8 protein-coding genes and 1 pseudogene are annotated in these 11930 nt (G+C 59.5%); 3 read left to right on the top strand and 6 right to left on the bottom strand.

Features of this window, described 5'->3' with window-relative positions:
- Nucleotides 1-46: 46 nt before the first annotated feature.
- Entirely contained in the window at nt 47-1426 is a 1380-nt protein-coding gene (gene dbpA / locus CUC44_RS04000; RefSeq protein ID WP_100858695.1) for an ATP-dependent RNA helicase DbpA, read from the bottom strand.
- Nucleotides 1427-1966: 540 nt separating this feature from the next.
- On the opposite strand from dbpA, the gene CUC44_RS03995 reads away from it, so the two are divergent.
- Nucleotides 1967-3172: a NupC/NupG family nucleoside CNT transporter gene (locus CUC44_RS03995; protein WP_100858694.1), complete on the top strand. Its 1206-nt coding sequence runs from the start codon at nt 1967-1969 to the stop codon at nt 3170-3172.
- Nucleotides 3173-3358: 186 nt separating this feature from the next.
- Here CUC44_RS03995 and CUC44_RS03990 read toward each other — a convergent pair whose 3' ends face one another.
- The gene (locus CUC44_RS03990; RefSeq protein ID WP_167388766.1) at nt 3359-6247 is read right to left on the bottom strand and encodes a beta strand repeat-containing protein; all 2889 of its coding nucleotides are present in this window, start codon (nt 6245-6247) and stop codon (nt 3359-3361) included.
- Between the two features lie 649 nt (nt 6248-6896).
- Nucleotides 6897-7349: a YaiI/YqxD family protein gene (locus tag CUC44_RS03985; protein WP_100858692.1), complete on the bottom strand. Its 453-nt coding sequence runs from the start codon at nt 7347-7349 to the stop codon at nt 6897-6899.
- Nucleotides 7350-7483: 134 nt separating this feature from the next.
- Here CUC44_RS03985 and zntB point away from each other — a divergent pair, with 134 nt between their 5' ends.
- Together zntB and CUC44_RS03975 are read left to right on the top strand one after the other, a co-directional pair.
- Entirely contained in the window at nt 7484-8449 is a 966-nt protein-coding gene (gene zntB, locus CUC44_RS03980; protein WP_100858691.1) for a zinc transporter ZntB, read from the top strand.
- Between the two features lie 9 nt (nt 8450-8458).
- Entirely contained in the window at nt 8459-8977 is a 519-nt protein-coding gene (locus CUC44_RS03975) for a mechanosensitive ion channel domain-containing protein (protein ID WP_100858690.1), read from the top strand.
- A 51-nt stretch (nt 8978-9028) separates the two neighbouring features.
- Here CUC44_RS03975 and CUC44_RS03970 read toward each other — a convergent pair whose 3' ends face one another.
- From CUC44_RS03970 to CUC44_RS03960, 3 genes and pseudogenes are all read right to left on the bottom strand, one after another.
- Nucleotides 9029-9277, bottom strand: a complete 249-nt coding sequence (locus tag CUC44_RS03970; RefSeq protein WP_100858689.1) for a hypothetical protein — start codon at nt 9275-9277, stop codon at nt 9029-9031.
- 109 nt (nt 9278-9386) lie between these two features.
- Nucleotides 9387-11257 (bottom strand): annotated as a pseudogene (locus tag CUC44_RS03965) (cation:proton antiporter).
- Between the two features lie 63 nt (nt 11258-11320).
- Nucleotides 11321-11842, bottom strand: a complete 522-nt coding sequence (locus CUC44_RS03960) for an MltR family transcriptional regulator (RefSeq protein ID WP_100858687.1) — start codon at nt 11840-11842, stop codon at nt 11321-11323.
- Nucleotides 11843-11930: the final 88 nt, after the last annotated feature.

Raw genomic sequence — 11930 nt, 5'->3', positions numbered from 1 at the left:
TGCTGCATTCAGGGGAAGCTAGGGCAGTTGACCACCCTCAATTCCCTTAACCCAGCTTGCGAGCGCGGTAGGTGCGCCCCTTGATCTTGCCTTCCTGCAGTCGCTTGAGGGCGGCGCTCGCCACCTGACGCTTGACCGCCACGTAGGAGTATTGTTCGGAGATCTGGATCTTGCCGACCTCGCTGCCGGCGATGCCGCCTTCCCCGGTCAGGGCGCCCAGGATGTCGCCGGCGCGTACCTTGCTCTTGCGACCCGCATCGATGGAGAGGGTTACCATCTGCGGCATGGTCGGCTTGATCTCACGACCGATCTCGCTCAGATCCCCTTGCGGGATGGGCGCCTGCTGGTACTCCTCGATCAGGTTGACGCGCTGGGCCTCGTTCGGCTGATAGAGGCTCAGGGCCAGACCCTGCTGGCCGGCACGGCCGGTACGGCCGATGCGGTGCACGTGTACTTCCGGATCGTAAGTCAGCTCAAAGTTGATGACGGCGCCCAGCTCCTTGATGTCGAGGCCACGGGCGGCCACATCGGTGGCGACCAGGATAGTCGCGCTGCCATTGGCGAAGCGCACCAGCACCTGATCCCGCTCGCGCTGTTCCAGATCGCCGTTCAGCGCCAGCGCCGAGAAGCCCTTGGCGGCCAGGTGATCGGCCACGTCGTTGCAGGCGCGCTTGGTGTTGCAGAACACCACGCAGGAGCTCGGCTGATAGTGGCTCAGCAGCCAGGTGAGGGCGTCGAGGCGCTGGCCGGCGGGCACTTCATACAGCTTCTGCTCGATGGCGCTGCCCTCATGCAGGGACTCCACGCTCACCTCGACCGGGTTGCGCTGCACGCCGCGGCTCATCTGGGCGATCCCCTCCGGGTAGGTGGCGGAGAACAGCAGGGTCTGGCGACGGGCGGGGGCATGGCTGATGACCCGGTTGATGTCTTCGCCAAAGCCCATGTCCAGCATGCGATCCGCTTCGTCCAGCACCAGGGTTTCCAGGCTGGAGAGCTCCAGGGTGCCCTGCTCAAGGTGCTTGAGGATGCGACCCGGGGTGCCAACGGCGATGTGGGCACCGAAGCCCAGGGTGGCAGACTGAGGCGCGGTCGGGGTGCCGCCGCACAAGGTCACCAGCTTGACGTTGGGCAGGGTGCGCGCCAGGCGACGGATCTCGGTAGCCACCTGATCCGCCAGCTCACGGGTCGGACAGAGCACCAGGGCCTGCACGTCGACACGGTTGACGTTGAGGCGAGAAAGCAGGCCGAGGCCGAAGGCGGCGGTCTTGCCACTGCCGGTTTTTGCCTTGGCGATCAGGTCCTTGCCTTCGAGTACCAGGGGCAGGCTCTGGGCCTGGATCGGGGTCATTTGCAGATAACCCAGGCTGGCAAGGTTGTCGAGCAGGGCGGGGGAGAGATTGAGACTGCTAAATTCGCTGTTGTTCACAAAAAGACTCTACTTCAAAGAAAACTGGGAGGCGCGGTGCGCTAAGGGCGCGCATTGTACCAGAAGTCGTGCCCGCTGTGATGGAGTTTGGCGGATTTTTGAACGCCTGCGCCAGCTGCCGCGAAAAGAGTGGATGCACACGGCTCTTGCATGGGGTCGGGTTTGCCAATGGGTAGGGAGTGCTTACCGGTCCGACTAATTATGCGCAAAAGAGATAAACGTTTTTCATGGCTTGCGATTAAATATATTCAAGCCAAATCACCCATCACGGGCCCGACTGTCAGTTTGATTATCAGACTATTAATAAGGTTATATGGTGTGAAATGCACAAGTTTAAATCTAAGTGTATGTTTTATATCTAGTATTTCTTGTTGCACGATACTGGAGAAAACATGGCTGATGATTAATTAATTTAAAAACGTTTGTATTATTTCTCGTGCATATTTTTACCGCAGATTGTGATGGCCATCTGATTTTTAAATATGCAATTCTCTATGATGGCGCCGGTCAAAAATTACAACTCAATCAGGTGCTACTGGTATGGAATACGTTCACTTTGTGCTCGGACTGGTGATGGTCCTCGCTCTGGCGTTGCTGGCGAACCGCCGCAACTGGAAACAGATCAAGCTGCGTTACATCGGCCAACTGCTGGTGGTGGAACTGGCGCTGGCCTGGTTCATGCTGAACTCCGAAGTGGGTCTGGCGGTAGTGGGTGGCTTCGCCGCTGGCTTCACCAAGCTGATGGAATTTGCCAAGCAGGGGACCGACTTCGTGTTCGGTGGCCTGGTCAACGAAGGCGCCTTCTCCTTCTTCCTGATGGTACTGATGCCCATCGTCTTCATCTCTGTGTTGATCGGGATCCTGCAGTACATCCGTCTGCTGCCCATCGTCATCCGTGGTATCGGGACTGTGCTGGCCAAGATCAACGGCATGGGCAAGCTGGAGTCCTTCAACGCCATCAGCTCCATGATCGTCGGTCAGTCCGAAAACTTCATCGCGCTCAAGAATATACTGCCGCACCTCAATGAGAAGCAGATGTACACCCTGGCCGCGACCGCCATGTCCACGGTCTCCATGTCCATCGTCGGTGCCTACATGCAGCTGATCGAGCCGCGCTACGTGGTGGCGGCCCTGGTGCTCAACATGTTCAGCACCTTCGTGGTCTTGTCCCTGATCAACCCCTACGAGCCTGACAATACCGTGACCGACGCCAAGACCCTGGCGGAAGGTGACGAGCACCACAGCCCGAAGAAAGAGAACTTCTTCGAGATGCTGGGCGAATACATCATGGCCGGTTTCTCCGTGGCGGTGATCGTTGCGGCCATGCTGGTCGGCTTCATCGCCCTGATAGCTCTGGTCAACTACCTGTTCGAGATGGCGTTTGGCGTCAACTTCCAGCACGTCATGGGTTACATCTTCTACCCGATTGCCTGGATCCTCGGCATCCCGAGTGGTGAAGCGCTGCAAGCTGGCTCCATCATGGCAACCAAGCTGGTGACCAACGAGTTCGTGGCCATGATGGATCTGGGCAAGATTGCCGCCGATCTCTCCCCGCGTACCGTCGGCATCCTCTCCATCTTCATGGTGTCGTTCGCCAACTTCAGCTCCATCGGCATCATAGCCGGTGCGGTGAAGGCGCTGAACGAAGAGAAGGGCAACATGGTCTCCCGCTTCGGTCTGAAGCTGGTATACGGCTCAACCCTGGTGAGCCTGCTCTCCGCCGTGATTGCCGGTGTGATGATCTGATAGACATCCATATCGTGCTGATAAACCCCTGCCCAGGCAGGGGTTTATGTTTTGTGGCTGTAAGAGTCGATAGATTCTCCTGTCCATCCGGCTATGCCGGGAGATGAAATGAAGAGGCCGCCAATACTGGCGGCCTCTTGGTTTATGGGAGGTCACCATCGCGGCTGCGATGGTGACTGAGTCACATTAAGGGCAGATGATGGTGTTGCTGTTTACGCCATTGAGGCTGGCCTGGTAGTTCACCTGCTGGGTCAACAGCAGTATGTCGACGTTGTTCAGGGTGACCCCGATGACGACGCCATTCTTGCTCCAGGTGACGGTATTGCTGACATCCAGTGTGCTGGCATCGGAGAAGGTTGCGACCGCCTTGCGGGTCACGATATTGGCGACCGGGAGGCCGAGTAGCCCCAGCTGGACCTGTGTGGTGCAACTGGCCGCCAAGCTGCTGAGGGTCGCCGCCGTGATGGTGATCGGCTTGCTGTCTGCCCCAGTCAGGAAGCTGGCACTGATGTTGGCCGTCCCTGCTGCCACCCCGTGTGCGACCCCGGTACCGGAGACAGTCACCACGCCCGTGTCATCGCTCTGCCAGTGGGCAAGGGCGCTGACGTTCTGGGTGGTCAGGTCGCTGAAGGTTGCCGTTGCCTTCAACTGAGCCTGGTTTCCGCTCGCCAGATTGGGGATGGTGTCTATGCTGAGCCCGGTCACAGTTGCAGCAGTTGCCGCAATGCTGATGGTCGAGGTAGTGCCTCCCAGGCTGCCGCTGATGATGGCAGAACCCACGGCCAATGCCTTGATCTGACCGTTGGCATCCACGCTCACCAAGGTGGGTGAACTGCTGCTCCAACTGGCCTGGCTGGTGACATCGACCACGGTATTGTCAGAGTAGGTTGCCAATGCCTTCAGCTGACCATTGGTACCCAGTGCCAGTGAAGCCAGGGGAGTGCTGATCTGGATGGCACCCACTGTCGCTGCCGTGACCGTGATGGTCAGGGTACTGGTCTGCCCGCCGAAGCTGCCTGTGATGGTGGCAGTGCCGGGAGCCACTGCCGTGACCTCACCGCTGGTGTTGACGGTGGCAACGTTGCTGTCGCTGCTACTCCATGAGACCAGACCCGTGATGTTCTGGCTGGTGCCATCGGAGTAGTTGGCCACGGCAGTCAGCTGGGTCTTGGTACCGGCCGCCAGGGTCGATGCCGTCGCCGACAAGTCTATCTGGTTCACGGTAGCACTGGTGACGCTCAGGCTGACTGGATTGCTGGTGACGCTGCCCACGCTACCGGTCAGGGTCGCACTGCCAATGGTGACGGCGGTGACTTCACCGGACAGGTTGACTGTGGCAACTGCGATATCCGAGCTGTTCCAGGCCACTAGATTGGAGATGTCCTGGGTCGTGTTATCGCTGTAGGTGGCGATCGCCGTCAGCTTGCCCTTGGTGCCCTTGGCGAGGCTCAGGGTGGGTGGAGTGATCTGGATTTGACTGACTGTCGCATTGGTGACGGTCAGCACAGTCCCGGCACTGGTCACATTATTGATGCTGGCTGTGATGGTGCTGGTACCCACCGCAACCCCGGTCGCCAGACCCTGAGCATCTATGGTGACCTTGGTTTGATCGCTGCTGACCCAGGTTGCCTGGTTGGAGACATCCAGGGTACTGCCATCACTCAACACGGCCTGGGCCTTGAATTGGACCGAACTACCTTTGGCCAGGGTGCCGTTGCCGCTATTCAAGACGATCTGGACGCTGCTGACGGTCGCATTGGTGACTACCAGCAATACCGTATTGCTGGATACGCCATGGAAGAGGGCCGAGATATTTGCACCCCCTGTATTGACTGCGGTTGCCTCACCGTCCAGGCCTATGGTCGCAACGCTGACATCCGAGCTATTCCAACTGACCTGGCTGGTCACATCCTGCGAGGAGTTGTCGCTGAAGGTGGCGACAGCCTGGAATTGCAGCTTGGTCCCTACCGGCAGAGAGGCAGTTGGCGGTATGACTTGCAGTGAGGTGGCGATGGCATTGGTGATGGTGATACTGACACTGCGGCTGACAGAGCCCAGGGTGGCAGTGATGCTGGCCTGGCCTATGCCGTTACCCGTTACTTTCCCCTGACTGTCTACACTGGCGATGACGGGATTGCTGCTGCTCCACTGTGCCTGGGTCGACACATCCTGAGTTGATCCGTCGCTGAAAGTAGCGATGGCCTGCAATTGACTCTTGGTGCCGAGGGCAATGGTCGAGACGGCAGGAATGACCTGCAAGGCCGTGACGCTGGCGTTGTTGACCTGGATGCTGGTGGTGGCAGTGACGCCCAGTAGTGTCGCTGACAGCGTGACTGAGCCTGCCGCGACGCCGGTCACCAGACCAGTGTTGTCGACAGTTGCGACGGCTGGGTTGCTGCTGAGCCAGGCCGCTTGCGTGGAGATATCCTGGGTGCTCTGGTCGGCGAAGGTTGCGATGGCCGTCAGCTTTGTTGTAGTACCGATAGCCAGCTGGACTGTCGCCGGAATGATCTGGATCTGACTGACCGCCAGATTGACGGCCGAGACAGTGGTTTGACCGGTAATCCCCTGAATGGTGGCAATGACTGTGGCATCACCGACATCGAGAGCAGTGATCTTGCCCTTGTTGTCGACGCTCAGCACGGTTGGGTTGTTGCTCAGCCAGCTTGCCTGGGTCGACACATCCTTGGTGGTGTCATCGGAGAAGGTGGCGATGGCCTGCAATTGCAGTGACAGCCCCTTGGCCAGTGCCGTGGTTGGAGGGATGACGGAGATCTTGGTGGCAATGGCATCCGTGATGGTCAGGTTGGAAGTGTTGCTGGTCACCCCCTGATAGTTGGCTGTGATCCCGGTGCTGCTGATCTTGAGTGTCTTGACCAGCCCTTTTTCATCTATGGTGGCGATGCTGGTATCAGCGCTGCTCCAGCTGGCGACATCCGTGATGTTGGCTGTACTGTTGTCGCTATAGGTGGCGATGGCCAGATACTGGGTGCTGATACCGAGTGGTGTGCTGGGATTGGCTTCTGCCCGAGCCTTGGTGCCCGCGGTGTCGGCAGAGATGTCGATCTTGGTCAATGTCTTGGCGGATGGGTTCGTGGGTTTTGTGCCTCCCCCTCCGCCCCCTCCGCCACAACTAAACAGGAAGAAGGTAAGAAACAGTGAGAGAAACACAGTCATTGTTCTGTTCATGAATATTCCCCTTTGATCTCTGTGCTTAATGTGAGAGGAGATTCACCCTGATGAAGGGACAACGAATCCTGCAGAGATAATTTCTCTGTTCTTGTTAAGCTGCTTAGTTCTTCAATACATTGATTTAGATGGCGTTAAGTCAGGCTCATTCGCTTTCTGGTAAATGCGATCTCTTTATTCATATGGACTTTCATTCCTTGTCTTGAATTTCCTTTTGTTACTAATAACAAAATTATTAATTTTGGCTTGTTAATATGTCTAGGTGAGTCCATGGGGTATTTCAACCGCTATTGATATAATTAAAAGTATTGCTTTGTAACAAAATGGCGGCGAGTTGTTATATCAAGGCACCAATGACCTTGGTGCCTGTGGGGTGGCGAGAATGGTTGCGACTGAAGCTTTTAATGTCTGAGGGTGTGGAATGAGTCAGGCTTAGAAGGAGGTGTGGAGGGCAAGCAAGTGCTTGCCAAGGAAGAGGTGGGATGAGGAGTTTCCTATCCAATGAACGGCAATGGCAGGTTCCTGATGACCTGCGTTATGTCAGTTTGCCCTTGAGCAACCATTTATCCAGTGCATTGGCGAAGCGCTGCTTGTCGGCGGCGTTGAAGGGGGCCGGGCCGCCGGTCTGTACCCCGGCCGAGCGCAGTTCCTCCATGAAGTTACGCATGCCAAGCCGCGCCTGTATGGTCTCGCGGGTGTAGATCTCGCCACGGGGATTGAGCGCCTCACCACCGGCATCGATCACCCAGGAAGCGAGCGGGATATCGCCGGTAATGACCAGATCCCCTGGTTTGACCTGCTGGGCGATCACGTGATCCGCCACATCGAACCCTTTCTCCACCTGCTGGGTCTTGATGAAAGGAGAGGGTGGTACTCGCAGCCCCTGATTGGCCACAAGGGTAGTGACGACCTGGGTGCGGTGGGCGGCGCGGTAGAGGATCTCCTTGACCGGGAGAGGGCAGGCATCGGCATCAACCCAGATGGGCATGGCATGGCTTCCTGTGTCTGAAACGAGGAGCACATCTTAACACGGCCACCAGGGGACTGGCTGTCCCGGGGCTGAGTCCGGCCTAGCTTTAGTGTAAGCTGGCTCGATGAATCGAACGCGAGAAGGATGAGTGGATGGATCGGGTGCCCAGTGATGTGATTTATGGCCTGACCCTGGATGGCAAGGGCGGCATGCAGCCGCTGGCTGTGGGGAGCGAGATCCCCACGGCGCAGCCCAGCTGGTTGCATCTGGACTATGGCAACCCGGAGGCGGCGCGCTGGTTGCTGCAGACTCCCCTCATCAATGGGGTGGTGCGCGAATCTCTGCTCGGTCAGAGCAATCGCCCCAAGCTGGTCCGGATGGGAGAAACCGTGCTGCTGATCCTGCGCGGCATCAACCACAACAAGGATCACAGGCCTGAGGAGATGGTGGCCCTGCGCATCTATATCACGCCGGACCTCATCATCAGCAGCCGTCGTCGCCCCTTGTTGTCGGAGCAGGACGTATTCGAGCAGTTGAAACTGGGTGGTGGCGCCGATTCCCCTGCCGACTGGCTGGTGGAGATCTGCGATGCCCTGACCGACCGGGCCGGTGAGTTTGTGGAAGTGCTGCACGATCAGATCCTGGAGCTGGAGGAGCAGGTGCTGCTGCGGGACTTGCCCCCCAACGGCCGCCTGGCCCGGATCCGCAAGCAACTCATCATGATCCGCCGTTATCTCTCCCCCCAACGGGATCTGGTGGCCCGTCTGGCCAACGAGAAGATCAGTTGGCTAGATGAGGACGACAGACGCCGTCTACTCGACATCGCCGACCGTCTACGGCGCTGGCTGGATGATCTGGATGCCGGGGTGGCCCGCACCGCCGTGCTGGCGGACGAGATCAACAACCTGATGACGGAGGCGACCAACCGCCGTGCCTATCAGATGTCGGTGATGGCGCTCTTGTTCCTGCCGGCCACCTTCCTGACCGGCCTGTTCGGCATCAACCTGGGGGGCATGCCGGGGGCTGAGAGTCCGGTCGCCTTCTGGGTCTTTAGTGGATCCCTGATGGTGCTGGCCGTGATGCTGGCGGTCTGGCTCAAACACAGACGCTGGTGGTAAGGACGACAGATGACGACATGGGAATCTTTTGGCGTAACCCTGCTCTTACTGCTGAGTCACGCCCTCATCCGTGGCCTGATCCACAAGAGCCTGCTGGCGCTGGCCAAGACCAAGCAGGTGAGCGAAAACCGGGTGCTCTACGTGGAGCACGTGTTCCACTTCTTGCTCGGCTGCGCGACCCTGCTGATCCTGGCTGGGGTGTGGGGGCTCGACTTCTCCCGGCTGGTGGTGCTCGCCTCCTCCTTCTTCGCCGTGCTCGGCGTCGCCATGGTGGCGCAGTGGTCGATCCTCTCCAACATCACCGCCAGCATCACCATCTTCTTCGCCTTTCCCTACAAGATTGGTGACCGGATCCGCATCCTCGACAAGGATGATTCCGTGACCGGTGTCATTACCGAGATCGGTCTCTTCTACCTGAGGGTGAGGGATGATAACGGCGATCTGGTGACCTATCCGGCAAACCTTATCCTGCAAAAACCGGTCAGGCGACTGGAGGGCAAGGCGGCAGATCCACTGCAACCTGAATGAAAAAGGCTCCCGCGGGAGCCTTTTTCATATGTGATTGGTCGGGTTGGCCACTCAGCGTTCGAAGAAGTGGTAGAGGTGCTCGACCTGGATCGGACAGTCGGCCACCAGATGGATGTGATCGCGCGCCTCCTCGGTGGAGGAGAAGCTCACCGGGCAACCCAGGGTGTCCGTCATCTCGTACAGGCGACCGTCCTGACCACGGAACTCCACGATCCAGCCGGGCGAGATGATGTCGTGCAGGATCTCCGCTTCCTTGAAGCGGTGTTGCTGATGCAGTGTGCGCAATTCGCTGACCGTCATGACATCCTCCTATGACCGATGGCGCCACTATCAAGTCTAGTCGCAGACGGTCAGTCAGGCACAGGGCCGGGGTGGGTGAAATAATCCCAGAACCTGTCCGATGATCCCATCAGGGCGCAGGTGCCTCTCGCGGCGGCTGCAGGGCGATCAGCAAGTCGCCAGTCTGTGGCGTGACCGGGCCTGTGACCACCTGGGGGTGCCCCTTGCCATCGAGCACGAACAACAGAATGGCACCGGGATTGGCCTCCTGATATTGGCTCCAGTCGAAGGCGTCCCGCAGCCGGGTGGCCTTGATCTGGCCGCCCCGGCTCAGCAAGCCACTCAGGCGGGCGAAGTTAATCTCGGGTCCGAACAGGTTCTGGCGGGCACGGAAGGTGGCACTCTCTCGGTTCGCCTTGCCGTGTTGCTCGCTGGAACGCAGGGAGTAGACCTTCTCCTCCCCGTAGAGGTGAGCGAAGTGCAACACGCCGAGGGCGTTGTTGTGACGGTTCGGGGAGAGGGCCAGCACAGTGCTGATGCTGGTGAGGGGCAGGTGGAGCTCGGCGTGTTCCGACTGTGGATTGCCAAAATAGCAGGGCAGGTTGCTCATGCGCGCCAGCTTGCAGTGCTCCCAGGCGGGATCGGACAACTGAACCGGAATGCCCTGATCTGCCAGCGCCTTGCCGATGGCGCGAGCCACCGAGTTGGCCCCGATCAGCAGCCAGACATTGGGGGCCGGTTGGCGCATGCCGAGCAGGCTGGCCAAGGGCGCCGAGGTGAGGCTCTGCAGCACCACAGTAAAGATGATGACGGCGAACACCAGGGGCACCAGCTTGTCGGCATCCGCGATTCCGGCTTCGTGCATGCTGATGGCAAACGAGGCGCTCACCGCGGCCGCGACTATGCCGCGCGGCGCTATCCAGCTCAGCAGGGCGCGGGCGCGCCAGGGGAGATCCGAGCCCAGGGTCGAGACCAGGATGCAGAGCGGGCGTGCCACGAATTGCACCACGCACAGCAGGAGCAGCACCATGGGGCCGAGTTGCCACAGCTGCGCCAGATCGAGCCTGGCCGCCAGCAAGATGAACAGGGAGGAGATGAGGATGACGGCGAGATCCTCCTTGAACTCCAACACCTCCTCCAGGTCCAGCCCCTCCTGATTGGCGAGCCAGATGCCGAAGACGGTGACCGCCAGCAGGCCGGACTCATGGCGGAGCCAGTCCGACAGGGTGAAGGTGACCAGCACCAGCGCCAGCACCCCGAACTTGTGCAAGCTGACCGGCAGCCAGTCCTTGCGGATGAGCAGAGTGGTCAGCCAGCCGGCCGCCACCCCGATCAGGGTGCCGACTCCCACCGTCTTGGCCAGCGCCAGCAGGGTATGGCTGAGTACATCGCTCTGGCTGCCGAGTCGCACCGCCTCGAATACCAGCACCGCGAACAGCGCACCTATGGGATCTATGACGATCCCCTCCCAGCGCAATATCTTGTCCACCTCCCGCACCGGCCGGATCACGTTGAGCATGGGGGCGACCACGGTCGGCCCCGTCACCACCAGCACGGCGCCGAGCACCATGGCGACGCGCCAGTCCAGCCCCAGCAGGAAGTAGCTGGCACCGCCTATCACCACAAAGCTGACCAGCATGCCAATGGAGCAGAGGTTGCGTACCACCTTGCCAATGCCCTTGAGTTCGGTCAGGTGCAGGGTCAGCGCCCCCTCGAACAAGATGATGGCCACCGACAGGGAGACCAGGGGGAACAACAGCTCACCGAGCAGGGCATCCGGGTCGAGCACCCCGGTCACTGGGCCGAGCAGCAGACCGCTCAGCAGCAGGAACAGGATGGCGGGAACCCGCAGGGACCAGGCCAGCCATTGAGCCAACAGGGAGATCAGGGCGATCCCCGCGAGGGAGAGTGCGATCATGCCAACCTCGGGCAGATGATGGGGTTGGGAGTAGTGTAGCGGGGAAGGCGGGCGAATAAACACCCGGATGGAGCCGGGGCCATGGCGATGGGCACGGTGGCAAGGGCGCTGCGTCGGCAAAAGCCCGAGGGATAATACTCTCTTGCCTAGATGGGACTCTCTTTGTGGAGCTCGGTGACGCAATCGGCCACCGCCAGCACCAGCGCAGAGCGCACCACCTGATCGAGCCGGTTCAGTTGCATCTGGTAGAAGGGCCAGTCCTCCTCGTTGGCTGGTGGGTCCTGGGGCATCATGCTGCCCTGGTTGAGGCCGTGCAGACGATCGAGCAGATCGCGAACGGGTTTGTCGCTGAAGCGGTAATCCTTGGGGTCGCGCACCAGAAAATCGCGGATCTTCAGGTAGGCCTCGAGATCCTGATAACGCTCGAGGGAGATGAGGCCGAGGGCGAAGATGAGCTTGAGGCGCACCTCCAGTTGGCCGAGGGGGCCGCTCTGGTTGAGCAGGGGTTCGATGGCGTATTTGACGGCATACTCTTCCTGGCGAAACGCGCGCCGCATCAGGGAGTCGACCGCCTCTTCCAGGATGGTCACGACCTCGAGGAAGAAACCACGGGGGCCATCCTGCTCGTTCAGTCGTTCCAGTAATTCATCTTCCTGGTGTGTGGTCATAAGGGCATTGGGTCCAGCTGACAGGGAGAGAGACTGCCTCTCTCCCGGTTTTTATCGTATGGGGCACAGTCGCCATTTTGCCGTGTGA

The organism is Aeromonas lusitana, from assembly GCF_002812985.1.
In the GTDB taxonomy this organism is placed as follows: domain Bacteria; phylum Pseudomonadota; class Gammaproteobacteria; order Enterobacterales; family Aeromonadaceae; genus Aeromonas; species Aeromonas lusitana.
This window is presented reverse-complemented; position numbering and strand designations above follow the sequence as displayed.